At 71.5% G+C, this 21,598-nt stretch carries 16 protein-coding genes and 2 pseudogenes; 9 read left to right on the plus strand and 9 right to left on the minus strand.

Annotated features, from left to right (window positions below; genetic code table 11):
• Positions 1-18: 18 nt before the first annotated feature.
• The gene (locus HGB44_RS01950) at positions 19-573 is read right to left on the minus strand and encodes a hypothetical protein (protein WP_061079429.1); all 555 of its coding nucleotides are present in this window, start codon (positions 571-573) and stop codon (positions 19-21) included.
• Positions 574-933: 360 nt separating this feature from the next.
• Between HGB44_RS01950 and HGB44_RS01955 the strand changes: the two genes are divergently transcribed.
• Both HGB44_RS01955 and HGB44_RS01960 read left to right on the plus strand, forming a co-directional pair.
• Complete coding sequence (locus HGB44_RS01955; RefSeq protein ID WP_017563554.1) at positions 934-1,635, plus strand: metal-dependent transcriptional regulator; 702 nt, start codon at positions 934-936, stop codon at positions 1,633-1,635.
• Positions 1,636-1,787: 152 nt separating this feature from the next.
• Positions 1,788-4,085: a SpoIIE family protein phosphatase gene (locus tag HGB44_RS01960; protein WP_061079428.1), complete on the plus strand. Its 2,298-nt coding sequence runs from the start codon at positions 1,788-1,790 to the stop codon at positions 4,083-4,085.
• Between the two features lie 273 nt (positions 4,086-4,358).
• Here HGB44_RS01960 and HGB44_RS01965 read toward each other — a convergent pair whose 3' ends face one another.
• Together HGB44_RS01965 and HGB44_RS01970 are read right to left on the minus strand one after the other, a co-directional pair.
• Positions 4,359-4,526 (minus strand): hypothetical protein, encoded by a 168-nt coding sequence (locus HGB44_RS01965; protein WP_013155167.1) that lies wholly within the window; start codon positions 4,524-4,526, stop codon positions 4,359-4,361.
• A 36-nt stretch (positions 4,527-4,562) separates the two neighbouring features.
• Complete coding sequence (locus HGB44_RS01970) at positions 4,563-5,705, minus strand: acyl-CoA dehydrogenase family protein (RefSeq protein ID WP_061079427.1); 1,143 nt, start codon at positions 5,703-5,705, stop codon at positions 4,563-4,565.
• 342 nt (positions 5,706-6,047) lie between these two features.
• Here HGB44_RS01970 and HGB44_RS01975 point away from each other — a divergent pair, with 342 nt between their 5' ends.
• From HGB44_RS01975 to HGB44_RS01985, 3 genes and pseudogenes are all read left to right on the plus strand, one after another.
• Entirely contained in the window at positions 6,048-8,078 is a 2,031-nt protein-coding gene (locus tag HGB44_RS01975; RefSeq protein WP_061079426.1) for an MDR family MFS transporter, read from the plus strand.
• A gap of 872 nt (positions 8,079-8,950) precedes the next feature.
• Positions 8,951-10,282: pseudogene (locus tag HGB44_RS01980) on the plus strand (DUF222 domain-containing protein).
• A 131-nt stretch (positions 10,283-10,413) separates the two neighbouring features.
• Positions 10,414-11,556: an acetyl-CoA C-acetyltransferase gene (locus HGB44_RS01985; RefSeq protein ID WP_061079479.1), complete on the plus strand. Its 1,143-nt coding sequence runs from the start codon at positions 10,414-10,416 to the stop codon at positions 11,554-11,556.
• A gap of 72 nt (positions 11,557-11,628) precedes the next feature.
• On the opposite strand, the gene HGB44_RS01990 is transcribed toward HGB44_RS01985, so the two are convergent.
• The 3 genes and pseudogenes from HGB44_RS01990 to HGB44_RS32810 all read right to left on the minus strand — a co-directional run.
• Entirely contained in the window at positions 11,629-12,849 is a 1,221-nt protein-coding gene (locus HGB44_RS01990; protein WP_061079425.1) for a winged helix-turn-helix domain-containing protein, read from the minus strand.
• A gap of 45 nt (positions 12,850-12,894) precedes the next feature.
• Entirely contained in the window at positions 12,895-13,044 is a 150-nt protein-coding gene (locus HGB44_RS32805; RefSeq protein ID WP_168443882.1) for a hypothetical protein, read from the minus strand.
• A 37-nt stretch (positions 13,045-13,081) separates the two neighbouring features.
• Positions 13,082-13,348 (minus strand): annotated as a pseudogene (locus tag HGB44_RS32810) (acyl-CoA dehydrogenase family protein); the annotation flags it as partial.
• 231 nt (positions 13,349-13,579) lie between these two features.
• Here HGB44_RS32810 and HGB44_RS02000 point away from each other — a divergent pair.
• The 3 genes from HGB44_RS02000 to HGB44_RS02010 all read left to right on the plus strand — a co-directional run bounded on the left by HGB44_RS02000 (position 13,580) and on the right by HGB44_RS02010 (position 15,679).
• On the plus strand, positions 13,580-13,885 hold the full coding sequence (locus tag HGB44_RS02000; RefSeq protein ID WP_061079424.1) for a hypothetical protein: 306 nt from the start codon (positions 13,580-13,582) through the stop codon (positions 13,883-13,885).
• Between the two features lie 64 nt (positions 13,886-13,949).
• Positions 13,950-14,777 carry an exodeoxyribonuclease III gene (locus HGB44_RS02005; RefSeq protein WP_231972346.1) on the plus strand — a complete coding sequence of 276 codons (828 nt, stop codon included), beginning with the start codon at positions 13,950-13,952 and terminating at the stop codon, positions 14,775-14,777.
• Positions 14,774-15,679: a ribokinase gene (locus tag HGB44_RS02010; RefSeq protein WP_061079422.1), complete on the plus strand. Its 906-nt coding sequence runs from the start codon at positions 14,774-14,776 to the stop codon at positions 15,677-15,679. Before HGB44_RS02005 ends, HGB44_RS02010 begins: the two co-directional genes overlap by 4 nt.
• Positions 15,680-15,737: 58 nt before the next feature.
• On the opposite strand, the gene HGB44_RS02015 is transcribed toward HGB44_RS02010, so the two are convergent.
• The 3 genes from HGB44_RS02015 to plsX all read right to left on the minus strand — a co-directional run bounded on the left by HGB44_RS02015 (position 15,738) and on the right by plsX (position 19,646).
• Positions 15,738-16,346 carry a YceI family protein gene (locus HGB44_RS02015; protein WP_061079421.1) on the minus strand — a complete coding sequence of 203 codons (609 nt, stop codon included), beginning with the start codon at positions 16,344-16,346 and terminating at the stop codon, positions 15,738-15,740.
• Between the two features lie 336 nt (positions 16,347-16,682).
• Complete coding sequence (argS, locus tag HGB44_RS02020; protein ID WP_061079420.1) at positions 16,683-18,428, minus strand: arginine--tRNA ligase; 1,746 nt, start codon at positions 18,426-18,428, stop codon at positions 16,683-16,685.
• Positions 18,429-18,521: 93 nt separating this feature from the next.
• Positions 18,522-19,646, minus strand: a complete 1,125-nt coding sequence (gene plsX / locus HGB44_RS02025) for a phosphate acyltransferase PlsX (RefSeq protein ID WP_061079419.1) — start codon at positions 19,644-19,646, stop codon at positions 18,522-18,524.
• A 327-nt stretch (positions 19,647-19,973) separates the two neighbouring features.
• Here plsX and HGB44_RS02030 point away from each other — a divergent pair, with 327 nt between their 5' ends.
• The gene (locus HGB44_RS02030; protein ID WP_082768249.1) at positions 19,974-21,338 is read left to right on the plus strand and encodes a KamA family radical SAM protein; all 1,365 of its coding nucleotides are present in this window, start codon (positions 19,974-19,976) and stop codon (positions 21,336-21,338) included.
• The last annotated feature ends 260 nt before the right edge of the window (positions 21,339-21,598 follow it).

Below are 21,598 nucleotides of genomic sequence, written 5' to 3' on the forward strand. Positions count from 1 at the left end.
CGCTCCGGAACCCTCCCGCTACGGGTACCAGACCACTTCGCGCAGCTCGCGCCGGTGCTCCTCGAACAGGGAGGCGTACCAGCGCTCGTAGGCGCCCGCCCCGCCGAGGACGAGGCCGTCCCAGTTCAGGGGGTCCAGGAACAGGGGATCGCGGTCGTCCAGCAGCAGCTCCAGGCACTCCACCACACCGCCGCCGGGGTCCGAACGCGGCCCCAGCGCGTAGCGGGCCCGGGTGAGCCGCGCGGGGGGCGCCCCGTGGGCCAGGAACCGCCCGTCCAGGCGGACGGGGACGTACTCCTCGCCCTCAGCGGGGTCCGCGTACCGTCTGACGTGCCGCTCGGCGCGGGACAGGGAGCCCTCCGCGGTCAGGGACAGCCGGCCCGAGCGGTCGGCGTCCCCGGCGCACAGGTAGCCCCGCTCCGGCGAGCCGACGTGGGCGTGGCTCATCCAGAGCCGGACCGCGTTGCCGTCCGCCCGGTCCAGGATCCCCGGCACGACGATTTCCCCGACCGGGCGTGCGGCCAGCCACCGCAGGAGGTCCTCCACGGACGGGCCGTCCGGTGACGCGTTCATTCCGTCCCGCTTCCGAGAGTGATCTTGGCCGCTTCGTACGGGAGTTCGGGAACCGGTTCCCGCAGATGGAAACGGCCCCGGGACCGTCCGGCACACGCCGTGGGCTGGACGGCCCCTCTCCGGCGGGACCAAGTACCCTTGCGGCGCGGGGAGAACGTATCCGCATCGTGAGACCGGGCAGAAATCCGGGTGTCCCGCGCCACGATATGCTTGCGTGTATCGGTGGTCGCTCCCGCGGTCCTGCGGACGCCCCGGTCCCCACTCGGCCCCTGGGAATCACGTCGCCCCGGCCTGTGTTGTGAGAGACCCGCCGTGCCCGTCGTGACCGCGCGCCGGGCACAGAGCCTTGGGAGGGGAGACTTGACCGCACACGGGCTGATCGACACCACGGAGATGTACCTCCGTACGGTCTTCGAGCTCGAAGAGGAGGGCATTGTTCCGCTTCGGGCCCGTATCGCCGAACGCCTGCACCAGAGCGGCCCCACGGTGAGCCAGACCGTGGCCCGCATGGAGCGCGACGGCCTGCTGCGGGTGGAGAACGACAGGCACCTGGTCATGACCGCCGAGGGGCGCCGTCTGGCCACCCACGTCATGCGCAAGCACCGGCTCGCCGAACGCCTGCTCGTCGACGTCATCGGACTCCCCTGGGAGGACGTGCACATCGAGGCCTGCCGCTGGGAGCACGTCATCTCCGAGGCCGTGGAGGAGCGCCTGGTCACGCTGCTCAACGCCCCCTCGGTGTGCCCGCACGGCAACCCGATCCCGGGTCTGGACGAGCTGGGCCTGGAGGACTACTCCCCCGAGCCCTTCACCGACGACTCCATCGTCCCGATGATCGACGTCGCCGGCAACAGCGAGACCACGGTCACCGTGCGGCGTATCAGCGAGCAGATCCAGTCGGACGCCGACATCATGCTCACCTTGCGCCGATCCGGGGTACAACCGGGACAGGAAGTGGTCTTGCGAGCCTCTGACGACGGGGTCCGCGTGATCGACGGTGAGACCGGGGAAACCGAGCTCTCGGCGCTCGTCGCCGGGCACATCTTCGTCGCCAAGCCGTGAACCGTACGGACGCGTTGATTGGTTGCTCATCAGGATTGTCACATTGCGCTGCGGGAACGTTGACGGTGTTGCTACGCTCGCCCCAAGGTGCGGTCGTTCGGGGTACCCGGAGCGGGCATGTGTGCAGCTCATGACGGCGAGGTGGCGGCTAGATGACACGGTGGGGTGAGCCCTTCCCCAAGGGTGACGCGCTCGCCGCGGCCGCCGTGGCGGATCAGGCGCAGATCGCCATCGTCGTCATCGACCGCGCCAGCCTCCTGCGCTACTGGAACCCCTTCGCGCGCGAGCTGTTCGGGTTCGTGGGCGGTCGCGACTACGTCGGCCTCTCCCTGCTCGACATCGGTATCCACGAGTCCGACCGCGAGCACGCCTCCCAGCTGGCCCGGCGCGTCCTGCGCGGGGAACCGTGGGAGGGCACCTTCGCCGTGCTCCGGGGCGACTCGACCTGGATCCACGTGCGGGCCCAGGCCGTGCCCATGCGCGACGAGTCCGGCGAGGTCGACGGCATCACCCTGATCGCCAGGGAGGCCCTGCGCAGCGGACGGGTGGAGGAGCAGTACGGCCTGCTGGAGCGCATCGGCAGCCGCCTGACCAGCTCGCTGGAGTTCGACTCCACGGTCAGGGGGGTGGCGGGCATCCTCGTCCCGCAGTTCGCCGACCACTGCTTCATCGACCTCTACGACCGCGACCGCCTGGTCAGACAGGTGTCGGTGCACGCCGAGGGGTGGACACCCCCGCCGCGCACCTGGTTCGAGGTCGGGGACGAGGTCCGCTACCCCGAACGCCACTTCGTCACCCAGGCCCTGCGCCGCCTGGAGACGGTGGTCAGCAGCGAGTACCTGTTCGAGAACTCACCCAGCACGCGCTCCGACCAGGTCTCCCGACAGGTCGGCGTCACCTCCGCCATCGCCGCCCCGCTGCGGGCCCGCGGCGAGGTGCTGGGCGTGCTCACCCTGGCCCTGTCCGGGCTCTCCCCGCGGCAGAAGAGCACCTACGGCGGCTTCGACCGCGACCTCGTCGGCGCCATCGCCTCCCGCGTGGCCCTGGCCATCGACAACGCCCGCCTGTTCGAGCAGGAGCGCAGTACCGCCCTGGCCTTCCAGCGCAGCCTGCTGCCCAGCAGCCTCCCCCGGCTGGACGGGCTGACCGCGGCCCACCGCTACCTGCCCGCGGGGCCGCTGCGCTCCGACGGGTACGGGGTCCAGACCCAGATCGGCGGCGACTTCTACGACGCCATCCCGCTCTCCGCCGGACGCGTCGGCCTGGTCATCGGCGACGTCGAGGGCCGCGGACCGCACGCCGCCGCCGTCATGGGCCAGCTGCGCGCCGCGCTGCGCGCCTTCGCCCAGGCCGACCGCGAACCCGCCGACATCCTGCGCGAACTCGACGAGTGGGTCCGCCAGCTGGGCCAGGAGGACGAGGAGGGCGGCACCTGGATCCCCAGCGTCAGCTGCCTGTACATGGTCTACGACGCCTGGTCGCGCGAGCTGTCCTACGCCAACGCCGGTCACGCGCCACCGCTGCTGGTCACCTCCGAGTCGGTGGAGAAGATCGACCTGGAGGTCACCGACCGCATGCTGGGCGTGCGGGCCAAGGGCGGATCCGGCGAGGACGTGGTCTACCACCAGGCCAACCTGCGCCTGCCCATCGGCGCCACCCTGGTCCTGTACACCGACGGGCTCGTGGACCGGCGCCCGGCCGGGGGCAGGGCCGACCCCGAGCAGGCCTTCGAGCGGCTGTCCGAGCGGGTGGCCGAGGTCGCCGACAAGGACGTGGAGCAGATCGCCGAGGCGGCCGTGCACAGCGTCCCGGGCGAGCTGGACGACGACACCGCGCTGCTGGTCGTGCGCACCCACTCCGAGGAGCTGGCGCTGCGCGAGGGCTGGTTCCCCTCGGAGGCCTCCACCGTGGGCGAGGCCCGCCACATGGCGGCCAACACCTTCGACGAGTGGGGGGTGGACCGCGACCAGGCCGAGCTGGCCTGTCTGCTGGTCTCGGAGATCGTCACCAACGTCGTCATCCACGCCACCCCGCACCCCGTGCACCGCGAGTTCACCGGCGCAGGGGTGCTGGATTCCGAGACCCCGCTCGGCGCGGGGGCCGACGAGTTCGACGAGGACTGGACGGACCTGCTGGAGGCGGTGGCCGAGGAGGCCGACGAGCCCGCCGAGGAGGCCGGGGAGAAGGAGTTCCTGCTGCGGCTGCGGCGGGGCGCGGACACGGTGTGGGTGGAGGTCTTCGACAACGACCTGCGCCTGCCCCGCATCCGCAGCGCCGCCGCCGACGACGAGGGCGGCCGCGGCCTGTACCTGGTCGAGCAGCTGGCCAGCCGGTGGGGGGCGCGGCCGACCCCCGACGGCAAGGCGGTCTGGTTCGAGATGCCCATGCGCTCGGAGGAGACCGAGGAGCCGGAGAAGGCCGACGACGGGGAGAAGGCCGGGCAGGACTAGCCTCCCGCCGCCGCCTCCCGGCCCGGCGCCGTCGTGGAACCGCCGCGACGCGCCGGGCCCGTCCGTTCGTCGGGGGCATGCCTGGGGTCTGTTCGCGGCCTCAGCCTGTGGGGGTTGGTTCGGGCGCCCACGGGGTTCTGGAGGTGACGGAGGTGGGACTGCGAGGAACGAGCCGTCTCACCCGAGGCACCACTGCGCTCCTTCAACCCCATTCCCGTGCTTCGGGCGCCCGAACACGGGCCGAAGCGAAGCGGAGGCCCCCGAAAGCACTGCCTAGCGCCAGGACCAGGCCCACAGCAGCAGGCACAGGAAGACGAAGAAGACCACGATCCCGCTGGTGGTCCACGGGATGTGGACCCGGGGCCGGAGCTTGCGCACCCCGATCACGAGCAGAACGACCAGCAGGCCCATGACGATGAGGCCGTCCCACGCACCGCTCATTCCAGCTCCGACCCTTCTGGGGAGGGGGTTGTGCGGTCACAGTCCCAGGCCGCGTCCCACGATCTCCTTCATGATCTCGGTGGTGCCACCGTAGATCGTCTGGACGCGGGTGTCCTGCCAGGCCCGTGCCACGGGGTATTCCATCATGTACCCGTACCCGCCGTGAAGCTGGAGGCACCGGTCCATGACCTTGTTGCACAGTTCGGTGGTCCACCACTTGGCCATGGCGGCGTCCTCCACGGTCAGTTCACCACGGTTGAGCAGGCCGATGCCGCGATCCACGTAGGTGCGGGCGATGTCCACCTCGGTGGCCAACTCGGCCAGGACGAAACGGGTGTTCTGGAAGCGCCCAATCGGGCGTCCGAAGGCGGTCCGCTCCCGGCAGTAGGCGATGGTGTGCTGGAGCACGGCGTCGGCGGAGGCCACCGCGCAGGTGGCGATGGACAGCCGCTCCTGCGGCAGGTTCTCCATCAGGTGGACGAACCCGCCCCCCTCCCGCCCGATGAGGTTGGCCGCGGGGACGCGCACGTCGTCGAAGAACAGCTCGGCGGTGTCCTGCGCCCTCATGCCGATCTTGTCGAGGTTGCGGCCCCGGGTGAACCCGGGGGCGCCGCGCTCCACCGCGATCAGCGAGAAGCCCTGCGCGCCCGCCTCGGGGTCGGTCCGGGCGACCACGACCACCAGGTCGGCGTTGACGCCGTTGGTGATGAAGGTCTTGGAGCCGTTGAGGACGTACTCGTCGCCGTCGCGCACCGCCGATGTGGTGATGCCCTGGAGGTCGCTGCCCGCCCCGGGCTCGGTCATGGCGATGGCGGTGATCAGCTCGCCGCTGGCGAACCCCGGCAGCCAGCGCCTCTTCTGCTCCTCGTCGGTCAGATCGACCATGTACGGGGCCATGACGTCGTTCTGGAGCGTGACGCCCAGGCCGCTGGCGTGGGCCCGGCAGATCTCCTCGTTGACGATGGTGTTGTAGCGGAAGTCCCTCAGCCCGGTGCCGCCGTACTCCTCGGGCACGCCGTGGCCGAGCAGGCCGACCTCGCCCGCCCTGGTCCACACCTCGCGGGGCACGATGCCGTCCTTCTCCCACTCTGGGTGGTGGGGTGTGACCTCGCGCTTGAGGAACTCGGCCACCGATGTGCGGAAGAGGTCCTGGTCGGCGTCGAAGAGTTCCCGCTTCATGCTCTGCTCCGGGGTGTCGGGGTGCTGGGGTCTTGTGTCGGGGTGTCGGGGGTGCCGAGTTGTTTGGGGTCGTGGGGCCTGGGGTCGTGGGGCCTGGGGCCTGGGGCCTGGGGCGTCGGGATGCTGAGGTGTCGGGGTTTCCTGCGTGACGCCACAGTAACCGAGCAAGATTCGGTTTTGAAGGGGACAGTCCAAGCCCGAGCAAAGTTCCCGTGCCCGTGGTACCCGAGTCGGCGGTTCCCGCGGGGCCCGGGCGCGACGGCTTCCTAGGGTGGCGGCAGCGGAGCCGGTAGCCGAGGGGCAGGGCCGCCCGCGGCCCGGCCGGAGGAGGGGATGAGGGCCATGGCCCAGCACGCGGTCGGGCGACGGGAGCGACGGGAGCACCGGGGCGGCAGGATCGCGCTGATCATGAGCGCGCTGATGCTCACCGTGCTGCTGTCGGCCCTGGACCAGACGATCGTGTCCACCGCGCTGCCCACGATCGTGTCCGAACTCGGCGGACTCAACCACCTGTCGTGGGTGATCACCGCCTACCTGCTCGCGGTCACGGCCGTCACCCCGCTGTGGGGCAAACTCGGCGACCAGTTCGGCCGCAAGCAGCTCTTCCTCATCTGCATCGCCGTCTTCCTGGTCGGCTCGGCCCTGTGCGGGACCGCCCAGGACATGCTCCAGCTCATCCTCTTCCGCGGGCTCCAGGGCGTCGGCGGCGGAGGGCTGATGGTGCTGGCCTCCGCCATCATCGGCGACGTCGTCTCGCCCCGCGAGCGCGGCAAGTACCAGGGGCTGTTCGGCGCGGTCTTCGGAATCTCCAGCGTGGCGGGTCCGCTGCTCGGCGGGCTGTTCGTCGACCACCTGTCCTGGCGGTGGGTGTTCTACGTCAACCTGCCGCTGGGGGTCCTGGCCTTCGCCACGGTGCTCGCGGTGCTGCCCCGCCGCCAGCCGACCGGCCGCCAGAGCATCGACTACTTCGGGATCGTGCTGCTGGCCGCCACCGCGATCTGCCTGACGCTGGTGGCCTCCTGGGGCGGCAGCCTCTACCCGTGGACGTCGCCGCAGGTCCTCGGGCTCGGCTTCGCGGCCGTGGTGCTCGGTGTGGGCTGGTGGCTGTCCGCGCGGCGGGCACCGGACCCGGTCATGCCGCTCAGCCTGTTCCGCGACCCGACCATCGTGGTGGCCATGGCGATCGGCTTCTGCGTGGGCTTCGCGATGATGGGGTCGATGGCCTTCCTGCCGCTGTTCCTGCAGATCGTGCACGGCCTGTCGCCCACGGCCTCGGGGCTGCACCTGCTGCCGATGGTGCTGGGCCTGTTCCTGACCTCGATCACCAGCGGGCGCCTGGTCACCCGCACCGGTCACTACAAGATCTACCCGGTGCTGGGGATGGCGGTGACCTCCCTCGGCCTGTTTCTGCTCTCGCGGTTGGGCCCGGAGAGCTCGATGCCGCAGATGGGGCTCTACTTCTTCGTTCTCGGCGTGGGGCTGGGCCTGGTGATGCAGGTGGTGGTCGTGGTGGTGCAGAACGCCGCCAGTTACGCGAACCTGGGGGTGGCCACCTCTGCGGCGACGTTCTTCCGGTCCATCGGGGGGTCGTTCGGCACGGCGGTGTTCGGCGCCGTCTTCTCCGGGCAGCTGGCGGCCAACCTGGCCGAGCGGGCCGCACAGATCCAGCTGCCCCCCGGGGTGGACCCCGCGGCGCTGGAGAGCGACCCGCGCAGCCTGGACCAGCTGACCCCGCAGGCGCAGGCGTCCTTCCTCCAGGCCTACGCGGACGCCGTGGACACCGTCTTCCTGTGCGCGGTCCCGGTCGCCCTGGCCGGGTTCGTGCTGGCGCTGTTCCTGCGGCAGGTCCCGCTGCGCACCACCATCGACTCCCCGGACCTGGACGAGTCCATCCCGCCCGTGGCCGCCGCGAGCCGCAGCGCCATCGCGCACGTGGAGAAGGAGGTGTTCCGGGCCTGCGGCCGGGAGGGCGCCGACGAGATGTACGGGCGCCTGCGCGAGGCGGCGGGTCTGGAGGTCTCGCCGCGCGCGTGCTGGGTGCTCAGCCACCTGGGCGTGACCGGGCCGCTGGCGCCCGGGGAGCTGGTGGAGATGTCGGGGCTGCCCGCCGAGTACTGGGCGCCGGTTCACCAGGAACTGGTCGAGGCGGGCTACCTGGCCGGTGGGGGAGAACCCTGGGAGCTCAGTCGGCGCGGCGCGTCCGCCGCCCGCAGGATGTTCGAGGCCCAGCGCACCGCGCTGCGCTCGCTGCTGGCCGACTACGGGCCCGAGGAGCATCCGGAGGTGGTGGCCGTCCTGGAGCGGATCACCACGGACACCCTGGGGGACGAGGGGGACGCCGCGCACCTGGACCGCGGGGCGCACCGGGCTTGAGTGCGTCGGGTTCGGGGGGCGTCGCATCCTGCGCGAGCACGGACTCGTGCGTGGGCCCGGTGACGAGGAGTACCCCCGATTCCGCCAAGGCAAGGGACGGGTGTGCGGGGGAGTGGGTGGACGGGTGAGTGAGTGAGAGGTGTCTGGGGCGTGGATGTGCGGGTGTCTGGGACTTGGGCGTGCGGACGTACGAGGCGTGCGGGCATGCGGGTGTGGTGGGGGACTGGTGGGCCGGTGGGTGAGGGCGAAGAGGTTGGTTTTCCACAGGTGGTGGTTGGGGGTGTCCCGGGGAGGGGCGGGGATGGTTTCCTGGAAATAGGGGGGATCCCACCCCTGTACGTTTCGGCGTGCCCTCAATCGACCGACAGTAGGAAAAGACCAAGGAATTAAGGGGCAGGGAGGGGCCGCCATCAGGTCTCTCCCCTACGCTGCTCTTGACGGGGGTTGCTGGCGGCAACGAAAGCGCACCCGCTGCCGCGAAGTGAAATGGACTCCGATAAACGGTAGTCGTCCAGTGGGGGGTTGGGCGCCCAGCGAAAAGCGGCACCAAAGGCAGGAGCGACTGGCCCAGGGCGACCAACGCCCGGGGTTCGGGGACGGCCGGGGTCAGCGACGGTGGCGCCAACGGCAGGCGGATCCTCCAGCCTCGGATGGCGTCTTTGGCCCCTGTGGTCGGGGGTCGGCGGCGATGGCACCCACGGCGAGTGATCATTTCTCCCGCGCCCTTTCTGGCGCCTTACGGTTTGTCCCCATTGTGGCTTATCAATGAAGGACACGCCTCCCGCGAGAGAAAGCCGGAAGGGCGGGTAATTCGGTGCTGTGAATTCTGGCGCAATGGCTGCTGTTGGCTTATAATAAGAGGTATGGAGATGATGCTTGCAGTGCCCGACGCGGCCTCCGGGGTTTGTTCCCCGGCGGTGGCCGCGCTGGCCGGTGCGCGCGAGATCATCGACCAGGCGTGGGATGCCGAAGTGCCGCCCGGGGCCGATGAGGCTGCTGCGGAGGAGATCGCGGCGCTGTGGGCTCAGTTGGACCAGCTTCGCTACCGGGCGCTGGTGCGGATGGCGCGTTTGTACGCGCGCGGTGAGGTGGCCCGCTACAGCGGCTATTCGACCCTGGACAAGTGGATCACTCACCAGTGCAAGGTGCCGACTGGTCAGGCCAAGGATTTGGCCCGTCTGGCCCAGCACGTGCACGAGGAGACCCTGCCCGCCACCGCCGAGGCGGTAGGGGAGGGCACTCTGGCGCTGGGTGAGGCGGTCGCGATTGCCAAGGTCACCGACAAAGCCGTCCAGACCCGGGATGAGGACCACTTCCCCGATGAGGGGGAGTATCGGCAGGGGTTTGAGTCGGCGTTGGTGGCGGCGAAGGCGGAGCGTCCTGCGTTGTCGGTCAACCAGCTCCAGTCGGTGGCCCGTCAGGTCGCTTATCGCCTGGATCCGCACCGGTTGGACCGTGACCATGAGGCCGCCCACGCCGGGCGTGGTCTGGTCGTGCATGACACGTTCCAGGGCAGCTACCAACTCCAGGCCTGGGGCGGGGCCGGAGACGCGCTGATCGTGCGCGCCGCTATCGACACCTTCACCACCCCACCCGGCGAGGGTGACACCCGTAGCCGGTCTCAGCGCGAGCACGACGCGCTCATCGCGGCACTGCGTTTTGCCACCACCCACACCGGGTGCGACAACACCCCTGCCCCGTTGGCGCAGATCCGCATCCTGGTGCCCGTGGAGACCTACCTGGACGCCGAAGGCTAGGAAACCCCAGCTCTGGACGAGAACGGCCGGGTAATCCCCGTCAGGCTGGTACACGAACTGGCTGGGGACTCCGAGGTGGTGCGGATGCTCACCGCACCCCCCACCGGACACGTGCTGGACGTGGCCCCCAGCCGCCGCCTGGCCTCCGCCCGACAGCGCGCAGCAGCTTTCCATGGGCACGCCACGTGTGCGCACCCGGGAGGGTGCGAGGTGCCGATCACCTGGTGCCAGGCCGACCACATCACCTCCTTCTCCCAGGGAGGACGCACCGAGGTCGCGAACCTGCAACCACTATGCGGCCCCCACAACCGGGCCAAGTACCAACGCGAAACACGAGAACACCAGCAACAACACCGGGTACGCAACGGCCACCAGAACCACCCACGCCACCAAGGCAGCCCAGGGCGGGGACACCCGCCCGAACCCCACCCACCACCCCGGGGGTGACCCCCTGCCCTCCGCCATCCGTTCGTGGACGACCCAGGTGAGCCCCCGTTGATGGGGGCGGGGGCTTGCCGGATCCGAGAAACCGAATACAGTTCGGTTCGTAACCGTCATCCAGGCCCTTGGAGGACCCCGTGGCCGAGGCATACATCGTCGACGCAGTGCGCACCCCCGTCGGCACCAGGAAGGGCGCCCTGGCCGCCGTGCACCCGGCGGACCTGGGGGCGCACGTGCTCAGGGAACTCGTCTCCCGGACCGGGGTGGACCCGGCCGCGGTCGAGGACGTCATCATGGGCTGTGTCAGTCAGGTCGGACCGCAGGCGCTCGACCTCGCGCGCACCGCCTGGCTCTCCGCGGGCCTGCCGGAGTCCGTCCCCGGCGTCACCATCGACCGCCAGTGCGGCTCCTCCCAGCAGGCCGTCCACTTCGCCGCCCAGGGCGTCATGTCCGGCACCCAGGACCTCGTCGTGGCCTCGGGCGTGGAGAACATGGGCATGGTCCCCATGGGAGCCAACGTCCAGTACGCCCTCGACAACGGGCTCGGCCTGTACGGCGACGGCTGGGTCGAGCGCTACGGCCTCCAGGAGATCTCACAGTTCCGCGGCGCCCAGCTCATGTGTGAGAAGTGGGGCTTCAAGCGCGAGCAGCTGGAGGAGTTCGCTTTGGAGAGCCACCGGCGCGCGGCCCTGGCGCTGGAGGCGGGCCGCTTCGACGAGCAGGTCGCCCCCCTGGCCGGAGTGGAGCGCGACGAGGGCGTGCGCCCCGACACCACCCTGGAGAAGATGGCGGGCCTGAAGCCGCTGCGCGAGGGCTGGGAGCTCACCGCCGCCGTGGCCAGCCAGATCTCCGTCGGCGCGGGCGCGGTCATGATCGCCTCCGAGCGCGCGGTCGAGCAGCACGGCCTGACCCCGCTGGCCCGGATCGTGCAGCTCTCGCTCGTGGGCGACGACCCCGTGTACATGCTCACCGCGCCCATCCCGGCGACCCGGATCGCCCTGGAGAAGGCTGGCCTGGGCATCGACGACATCGACGTCACCGAGATCAACGAGGCCTTCGCCCCGGTGCCGATGTCCTGGATCCAGGAGCTGGGCGCCGACCCGGCCAAGGTCAACCCCAACGGCGGTGCCATCGCGCTGGGCCACCCCCTGGGCGCCACCGGCACCGTGCTCCTGGCCAAGCTGGTCGGCGAGCTGCACCGCACCGGTGGCCGCTACGGCCTCCAGACCATGTGCGAGGGCGGCGGCCAGGCCAACGTCACCATCATCGAGCGGGTCTGAGCTTCCTCGGCTGGAGGCCTGTGTGCTCGCGAGCACACAGGCCTCTTTCCCGAACCAGGGTGATGACGGCGTCTAGCGCAGGGCCGGGCCGCCGACGCCGTTGGACAGGCCCAGCCAGGCGGCCATCTCGGTCAGCTGTTCGACCAGTTCGGGCACCGTCTCGGCGGGGGCGCCGTCCTCCAGGGTGATCCGCTGCGCCAGCAGGGTCCCCGAGGCGCGGTCCGCCTTGAGGTCCACACGCGCCACGAGGTCCTCGCCCAGCAGGAAGGGCAGCACGTAGTAGCCGTGCACCCGCTTGGCGGCGGGCACGTAGATCTCCAACCGGTACCGGAACCCGAACAGCTCCTCCGCCCGGTCGCGCGTCCACACCAGCGAGTCGAACGGGCTCAGCAGAGCCCGCGCCCGCACGCTCCGCGGCACCCGGGCGTCCCGGTGCAGGTAGGCCGTGCGGTCCCAGCCCCGCACCCGCACCGGCACCAGCTCGCCCGCCTCGACCAGGTCGGAGACGGCCGCCCGGGACTCGGTGTGCTTCAGGCGGAAGTAGTCGCGCAGGCAGGCCTCGGTGGCCACCCCGTGGGCGCGGGCGGCGATCGACACCAGTTCCCGGTGCGCCTCCTCCGGGGTGGTCTCCGGCGCCGCGTACACCTCCGGCGGCAGCACCCGCTCGGGCAGGTCGTAGAGCCGCTCGAACTGCGCGTTGCGCCCGTTGGAGGACAGGTCGCCGATCCAGAACAGGTACTCCAGGCACCTCTTGACCTCGGACCAGTTCCAGCCCCAGTGGTCCTTGGTGCGCGGCACGTCGTGCGCCAGCGCCGCCTCCACCTGCCGGGCGCTGGCCGGGCCGAGCCGCACCACCTCCTCCAGCACCGCCTTGACCAGTCCGGGCTTCTCCTCCCGGATGCGGTCCATCCACCCCACCCGCTTCTGGGCGCGGTTGCGCTCCATCCGGTAGCGCATGAGCTGGCGGGTGGAGGGCGGCACCAGACTGGCCTCGTGCGCCCAGCACTCCACCAGCCGGGCGGGCCCCGACCCGGCCGCGGAGGTGGTCGCCCGGTCCAGCAGGGCGGTGCCGTAGGCGCCCATGCGCGCGAAGACCGGCAGGTACTGGCTGCGGGCCAGCACGTTCACGCTGTCGATCTGGAGGATGCCCACCCTGCGCACCACCCGCGCCAGGTGGGCGAGGGTCGGCTTTCCGGCGGGCCTGGGGTCGCTGAACCCCTGGGCGGCGAGTGCGATCCTGCGCGCCTGGGAGAGGGAGAGTTCCGCGTCGCGGCGGGGGTGCGGTTCTGCCATTGCGCCACCGTAACCCCGACCGCCGACAGTCCGCCCTCCCGGGGCTCAGCCCATGCGCCGGTGCTGGTTGTCTTCCTTCGACGGTCCCGGGACGGTCGGCGCGATCAGCGGCCCGGGCAGGGAGGGATCGACCACGCCCTCCTCCAGCCAGGTGTACGCGTCGTCCATCAGACGCCGGGACAGTTTGCCGTCCACGGTGTCGGTGTTGGACCACCGGCCCGTGAAGAGGGTGGCGATCGACGCGCTGGGAGTCGATGCCCTCGCAGAAACCGCGCAGGTCCGCCAGGAAGGCCTCGCCCCGGAGCCGCGCCTCCTCGTCCGGGCCGGTCAGGGGGTGGATCAGGTCCAGGCGCAGCCGTCCCAGGTACAGCTCCTTGGCGAAGCCGGGCCGCTGCCAGCCGCTCTCACGGGCCTGCTCCGCCACGGCGCGGGCACGGCGCTCGTCGACCTCGGGGGCGGGGTGGTGCTGGGTCCGTCCGCTGGCATGCGCGCTCCTCACCGAGGGACAGTGGCATGTGCTCTGCATCACAGGACTACCCGCCGGTGTCGCTCCCACGCGCGGACACCGCGCGCCGGACCGGTGGCGGGCGTCGAAAAACCTTTGGCCCAATGCGAACCTCCGGGGGTGGAAAGCCGTCCAACAGAACGCGACAGGAACGACCGGGCATGTGCCGGGAGTCGCGCACGCCCCGGTGCGGAGGACGGCCGCACCGGGGCCACGACCGCTTCCGTGCCCCGCGCCCCCGAGGAGCGGGGCACGGACGGTCCCTTCTTCGCGTTCTTCCCGGCGGGGGTCCCGCGCTCCCGTTGTCCACAGGTCCGATACGCCTACTCGCCGCAGGACCCGCCCTTCGTCCAGACCCCGTCGGACCACGAGCGGGACGGAGGGGAGTGCGTGCTGCTGGCCCAGGCGGACTACGAACTGTTCGGCGCCCCCGGCTGGACCGGGTACGCGGTGTGGGTCATGTACCGCCACGACCTGGAGGCGATGGCCTTCGCGAAGGCGATGGGCGGGGTGCTGGCCTCCCACCCCTGACGGACACGCGGGACCGGCTCCCGGCGGGGCCGGTCCCGTCACCGCCATGGCCTAGCCTTCTGCTGTGCGTATCGCGACATGGAATGTGAACAGTGCCCGGGCCAGGGCCGAGCGGATCGGCGCCTGGCTGGACCGGAGCGACGTCGACGTCCTCGCCATCCAGGAGACCAAGGCCCGGGACGACCAGTTCCCCGCCTCGGTCCTCACCGACCGCGGCTACGAGGTGGCCCACCACGGCCTGTCCCAGTGGAACGGGGTCGCGATCGCCTCCCGCGTCGGCCTGGAGGACGTGCGGATCGGCTTCCCCGGCCAGCCCGGCTACGGCGACCCCGAGGAGGCCGAGGCCCGCGCCATCGGCGCCACCTGCGCGGGCGTACAGGTGTGGAGCCTGTACGTGCCCAACGGGCGGGAGGTCGACCACCCCCACTACGCCTACAAGCTGCGCTGGCTGGAGGCGCTGCGCGAGGCGGGAACCGCCAGCCTGGCCGCCGACCCCGACGCCCAGATCGCCTACGTCGGCGACTTCAACATCGCCCCCCGCGACGAGGACGTGTGGGACATGGCCGCCTTCGAGGGCAGCACCCACGTCACCGAGCCCGAGCGCATGGCCTTCGACAAGCTGGTCGGCGCCGGGTTCGACGAGGTCGTGCGCGCCCACACCCCCGGCCCCGGCGTGTACACCTACTGGGACTACAAGGGCCTGGCCTTCCCCAAGCGCAGGGGCATGCGCATCGACTTCGTGCTCGCCTCCCCGGCGCTGCGCGACCGCGTCAGCGGCGCGAGCATCGACCGGGAGGAGCGCAAGGGCAAGGGCGCCTCCGACCACGCCCCGGTCATCGTGGGGCTGGACGGCGACAGCGGCGAGGCCGTGGCCGGGGAGGCGGCCAAGTGAGCGCCGCGGCGCCGCGTGTGGCGGTCTTCGGCAGCGTCAACATGGACCTGGTCGCCTACGTCGAGCAGGTACCCGCCAGCGGTGAGACGGTCACCGGCACGGCCTTTCGCCAGGTGCCCGGCGGGAAGGGCGCCAACCAGGCCGTGGCCGCGGCCAGGGCCGGGGCCGACGTCGCCTTCCTCGGCGCGGTGGGCGAGGACTCCTTCGGGGAGGACCTGCGCGCCAACCTCGTCGGCAGCGGCGTCGACGTGTCCGGGCTGCGCACGGTGCCCGGGGCCTCGGGGGTGGCGCACATCGTCGTGGACGGCGGGGGCGGCAACTCGATCATCGTCGTGCCCGGGGCCAACGGCGAGGTCACCGGCGTGGCCGCGGGCGACCCCGGGATCATCGGAGGTAGCGCGGCCCTGCTGCTCCAGCTCGAACTGCCCGTGGAGGCGGCGGTCTCGGCCGCGCGCACCGGCCGCGAGCTGGGCGTCCCGGTCTACCTGACCCCCGCTCCCGCGCGCGAGCTGCCCGCCGAACTCCTGGAGTCGGTGGACGTCCTGGTGCCCAACCAACACGAGGCGGCCGCGATCACCGGCCGTGCCGATCCGCGCGAGGCGCTGACGGCGCTGTTGGAACTGGTTCCGGAGGTGCTGCTGACCCTGGGCGAGGACGGCTCGCTCCACGGTCGCAGGGGGGCCGAGCCGGTGCACGTTCCCGCGCTCCGGGTGGAGGCGGTGGACACCACGGCGGCCGGGGACGTCTTCTGCGGGTCGTTCGCGGTCGCCCGTGCGGAGGGCCGCACGCCCGAGGAGGCCATGCGGTTCGCCGCCGCGGCGGCCGCGCTCTCGGTCCAGCGGCACGGCGCCAGTTCGTCGATGGCCTCCCGGGACGAGGTCGAGGCGCTGCTCGGCGGCTGAGACCGCCGCGCCCCCGCCCCGGCTCCCGCGGGGCCCCGCGCGTTCGGGCACACGCTCCTCAGGGCGTGTGCCCGATCTGCCTGAGGAAGGGGGCGGGGTCCTGGTCCTGGAGGCGCACCTCCAGCACGATGTCGACCGTGTCGCCGACCATGCGGCCTCCCCAGGGCACCGGCCCGCCGTCGCCCACGCCGAAGTCCGAGAGGCGGATCCGGGTGGTGGCGGAGAAGAAGTGGCCGTGGGTGTCCTCGGGGGACGCGTAGTCCGGGGCCTCGCCCACCCACTGGGCGTCCAGCACGGTGGGCACGGTCGTGCCGTGGATGGTCAGGTCGCCGTACAGGCGAAAGGCGTGGCGGTTGCGTCGGCTCGGCTCCAGCCCGGTGGAGACGAAGCGCAGCTCGGGGTGGTGGTCCACGTCCAGGAAGTCGGGGGAGCGCAGGTGGGCGTCGCGCGCGCCCACGCCGGTGTTGACGCTGGCGGCGTCGAGGACGACCTCCACCGCGGACCGTTCGGGCTCCTCCGCGACGGCGACGCGGCCCCATGCCTGGCCGAACGTGCCCTGGACCCGGCCGAAGCGCAGGTAGTGGGCGACGAAGATCAGGCTGGAGTGCAGGGGGTCGAGGTACCAGGTGCCGGGTCTGGGACCGATCTCCGCGGGGGCTGTTGTCATAACCGTTTTCTCCCTTTTGTCCCATCTATGGCTTTTGTCCACATACCTTAGGTCTGACGTCCTGTCGGAGAACGAAGTTCCGGACCGGCCGCAGGCGAGATCTTCGACTCGGTGGCCGCGCACGCGCGGGAACCGCTCCTGGCGAGGCGGTTCGCCCCGTGTGAGATCTCCCGGAGGGTTCTGGGCGGCCGGAACCGGTCAGCAGCGCGACGCCGGGTGGGCACGGTGCGCGAAGGCCCGCACACGCACGGGTACCGGCGCGCACGCGAAGGAGGCCGGGGCGCCGCCGCCCCGGCCTCCTCCACGCGCGCGTCCGGTGGACCCGCGTCCGCGCCGCTACATGTGCTCGGGAGCCTCCACGCCCAGCAGGTCCAGGCCCTGGACCAGGACCCGGAACGCCACCGCGACCAGCGCCAGGCGCGACTCGCGCTCGGCCTCGCTCCGGGCGGTCAGCACCGGGCAGTGCTCGTAGAAGGCCGTCAGGGACTGCGCCAGCTCGAACAGGTACGTGGACAGCCGGTGCGGCTGGAGCAGGTCGCCGACCTGCGCCACCACCGCGCCGAACTCCAGCAGCTTGAGCGCCAGGTCGCGCTCGGCGCCCTCGGAGACGCTGATGTCCCCCCTGGCCTGCGACAGCTCCAGGCCGCCCTTGCGGAAGATGGAGCGGATCCGGGCCTGGGCGTACTGGAGGTAGGGGCCGGTGTTGCCGGTCAGGGCCAGCATCCGGTCGAAGTCGAAGGTGTACTCGGTGTCGTGCGCGACCGACAGGTCGGCGTACTTGACCGCGCCGATGCCGACCTGGCGGGCGATCTCGGCCTGGTCCCGGGCGTCCAGGTCGGGGCGGTTCTGCGCGACCACCGCCGCGGCGCGCTCGACAGCCTCGTCCAGCAGCGCCATGAGGCGCACCGGCGCGCCGCTGCGCGTGCGCAGGATCTTGCCGTCGCTGCCCAGCACGTTGCCGATCTGCACGTGGACGGTCTCGACGCCCTCGGGCAGCCACCCGGCCTCGCGGGCGGCGGCCCACACCATCTTGAAGTGCATGGCCTGCGGGGCGCCGACCACGTACAGGATGCGGTCGGCCTTGAGGTCGTCCACGCGGTGGCGGACGGTGGCCAGGTCGGTGGTGGCGTAGCCGTAGCCGCCGTCGCTCTTGCGCACGATCAGCGGGACGGGCTTGTCCTCGCGGCCGGTGAAGCCCTCCAGGAACACGCACAGGGCGCCGTCGCTGACCTCGGCGATGCCCTTGGCCTCCAGCTCCTCGCACACGTCGGCGAGCGCGGCGTTGTAGCTGCTCTCACCGGCGAGGTCCTCGTCGGTGAGGGTCACGCCGAGCTTGGCGTACACCTTGTTGAAGTAGACCTTGGAGAGGCCGACGAGCTTGCGCCACAGGCGCAGCGTCTCCTCGTCGCCGCTCTGGAGGGAGACCACGCGGCGGCGGGCGCGCGCGGCGAAGTCGTCGGAGCCGGGGCCCGACGCGTCGAACTTGGTCCGGGCCGCCTGGTAGAAGGCGTTGGGGTCGGTGGTGACCAGGTCCGCCTCGGGGGAGTCCTCGCCCACCTCCAGCAGGTGCTCGATGAGCATGCCGAAGGGGGTGCCCCAGTCGCCGATGTGGTTCTGGCGGATGACGTTGTGGCCCAGGAACTCCAGGGAGCGCGCGAGCGCGTCGCCGACCACGGTGGTGCGCAGGTGCCCGACGTGCATCTCCTTGGCCACGTTGGGCGCGGAGTAGTCCAGCGGGATGTTCTGGCGCTCCTGCTCGGGAACCCCCAGCCGCGGGTCGTCCAGGAGCCGGCGGGTCTGCTCGGCGATCCAGTCCTCGCGCAGCGTCAGGTTGATGAAGCCCGGCCCGCTGACCTCGACGTCGCGGCAGACGTCGGCCACGTCCAGGTGCTCCATGATCGCCGCGGACACCTCACGCGGCTTTCGGCCCAGTCGCTTGGCGAGCGCGAGCGCGGCGTTCGCCTGGTAGTCGGCGAACTGGGACGGGCGGATGACGGGGTCGGTGTCGGCGAACTCGGGGCCGAAGGCGGCGCCGAGGGCGGACTGGACCCGTCGCGAGAGTACTTCCTGCGGGTCGGCCATGCCCCAAGCGTACCGACCGGAGCCGCCTCTCCCGGCCCGTGCGGGCCGGGGCGTCCCGTCCGAGGGCCGTCCCCTCGCCAGGGGACCCGCCCGTCAGCGCTCCTCGGTCTGCTCGCCGCCCCGCTGCCCCGGCGCCTCGGACTGGGCCAGGCGGTGCAGCCAGTTCGGCGGACGGCTGTGCACCCGGCGGCGGATCTGCTCCCCGATGCGGCCGCCCGACAGGTCGTTGGCCAGCTGGCAGGCGCGGGCCACGCCCTTGGCCCGGCTGTCGCCGTGCGCGATCACCACGGTCCCGTTCAGGCCCAGCAGCGCGGCGCCGCCGTAGGTCTCGCTGTCCAGACGCTCGCGCAGGCTCCGCAGAGCCCTGCGCTGCAACAGCGCGCCCGCCTTGGCCGCGGTCGAGGAGGTCAGCGCCGCGTGCACGGCCTCCATCGCGAACGCGGCCGTGCCCTCCACCGACTTCAGCGCGACGTTGCCGGTGTGGCCGTCGGTCACCACCACGTCCACCTTGCGCGCCAGCAGGTCGTGGCCCTCGATGTTGCCCCGGAAGTCCATCGCCGGGGGCCCCTCCGCGGTGGCCGCCAGCAGCTCCGTCGCCCTGCGCACGAGCTTGTTGCCCTTGCCCGGCTCCGAGCCGATGGTGAGCACCCCCACCCTGGGCCTGCGCACCCCGAACGCGGTCTGGGCGTACGCGCAGCCCAGGTGTGCGAACTGCACCAGCATCTCGGGCTTGGCGTCGGCGTTGGCCCCGGCGTCCACCATGATCGTGGGCGTCTCGCCGGTGGGAAGGGTCACAGCCAGCGCCGGGCGCAGCACCCCGGGCTGGGTGCGCAGCCGCACGGTGGAGGTCGCCACGATCCCGCCGGTGGACCCGGCCGAGACCAGGGCGTCGGCGTCGCCCCGGCGGATCAGGCGGCAGGAGACGGCGGCGCTGGAGCGGGGCCGACGCCAGCTGGCCAGGGCGCCCTCGTGCATGGCCAGGTTGTCCTCGGCGTGCACGATGGGGATGTCGCGCAGCGCGCCCTCCTCGGCGAGCAGCGCGGCGATCTCGCTCCGCCGCCCCACGAGCAGGACGCGCAGGCCGAGTTCGCGGACGGCCATCACGGCGCCCCGCACGATCTCGGCGGGCGCGTTGTCCCCGCCCATCGCGTCCACGGCGATGATCGGCGGGGACGGGCGCCGCGCGACGGACGCCTCCGCGTCGGGTGTACCAGTCAACTGTTCCCTCACGGGTGTGGTGGGCGGACGCGGTGACACGGTATCGGGTCGCGCAGGGGCGGCGTCGTCAGGCGCTTTCGTGTACTCATGCGAGGATACTTCCCGTATGTCCAGGTCAGGCCTGAACTTCCCGCATGATGGATAAAAGCCCCTAAACGGGGTATATCCGCTCGCTGCCCCGGGGTGTGATCACCCTCCGGCGGCACGCGACAACCACATCGAACACCTTCCGGCGGTCCGCTGGTGTGCCCGCACACCGGAACCGCCGGGTCAGGGCTGCCCGCACCAACCCGTCGGGCGCCCTGCTCACCCGCAGAGAGGAGAGGCGTGAGCGTTACGCCAGACGCGGCGACGTCCCCGTCAGCCGGACGTCGGTTTCGTGCCTACACTACGAAACACCTCGACGAGCTCACCACGCGAGCCGGACTCGCCGCCGACGAGCGGCTCGCGGTGCAGGCGGTGGCCACCGTGCTGCCGTTCCGGGTCAACAGCTACGTCGTCGACGAGCTGATCGACTGGGACGCGGCTCCCGACGATCCGATCTACCGCCTGGTCTTCCCGCAGGCGGACATGCTGCCCCAGGACGACGTGTCCCGGATCGCCGACCTGCTGCGCTCTGGCGCCCAGCGCAAGGAGCTGAACGAGGCCGCCAACCAGATCCGCGCACGCCTGAACCCGCACCCCGCGGGCCAGATGGACCTCAACGTGCCCAAGCTGGCCAACGAGGAGCCCATCCCCGGAGTCCAGCACAAGTACAAGGAGACCGTGCTCTTCTTCCCCAAGCAGGGGCAGACCTGTCACGCGTACTGCACGTACTGCTTCCGCTGGGCCCAGTTCGTCGGCGACGCCGACCTGAAGTTCGCCTCCAGCGAGATCGACCAGCTGGTCGACTACGTCCGCTCGCATCCCGAGGTCACCAGCGTCCTGTTCACCGGGGGCGACCCGATGATCATGGGCGAGGGGGTCATCTCCAAGTACATCGAGCCGCTGCTGGAGATCGAGCACCTGGAGGCCATCCGCATCGGTACGAAGGCGCTGGCCTACTGGCCGCAGCGCTTCGTCACCGACCCGGACGCCGACGACACCCTGCGCCTGTTCGAGAAGGTCGTGGCCTCGGGCAAGAACCTCGCGTTCATGGCCCACTTCTCCCACCCCAACGAGATGAGGCCCGAGCTCGTGCAGGAGGCGGTGCGCCGCATCCGCGCGACCGGAGCCGTCATCCGCACGCAGGCGCCGCTGATCCGCACGATCAACGACGACTCCGCCGTGTGGGAGAGCATGTGGCGCACCCACCTGCGGCACGGCATGGTCCCGTACTACATGTTCGTCGAGCGCGACACGGGTCCGCAGGACTACTTCGCGGTGCCGCTCGCGGAGGCCTACGAGATCTTCCGCGGCGCCTACAAGAAGGTCTCGGGCCTGGCCCGCACGGTGCGCGGCCCGTCGATGTCGGCGACCCCGGGCAAGGTGTGCGTGGACGGTGTCACGGAGGTGGCGGGCCAGAAGGTCTTCGTCCTCCACTTCATCCAGGCGCGTGACCCCGAGCTGGTCGGCAGGCCCTTCTTCGCCGAGTACGACGAGAAGGCCGCGTGGCTGTTCGACCTCAAGCCCGCCCTGGGCGCCACCCACCTGCCGTGGGAGCAGCCGCCGGTCGGCGCGCCCGGCGGTCTGGTCGACCCCACCCGCCTGTAGAGCGGTCCGGAGCCGCGCGTCCGATCCCGAGTGCGCTCGGGACGAGGCGGACGGCGGTCCCGTCCCAGGGGGTTTGGAGCGTCCCTGGGGCGGGTCCCGTCCGCCGCGCGCGTCCCCGGACACAGACGGAGCCCGGCACCGCGGTGGTGCCGGGCTCCGCTCGCGTCCGCGCCGTGGACGGAGTGCGGGTCGCCGGACGGGTTCGGGTGGTCACGGCGACCCTCGACGCGGACCCTTTCCTGGGTGGTCTGAGGGTTGGG

Source organism: Nocardiopsis alborubida, assembly GCF_012396365.1.
Lineage (GTDB): Bacteria > Actinomycetota > Actinomycetes > Streptosporangiales > Streptosporangiaceae > Nocardiopsis > Nocardiopsis alborubida.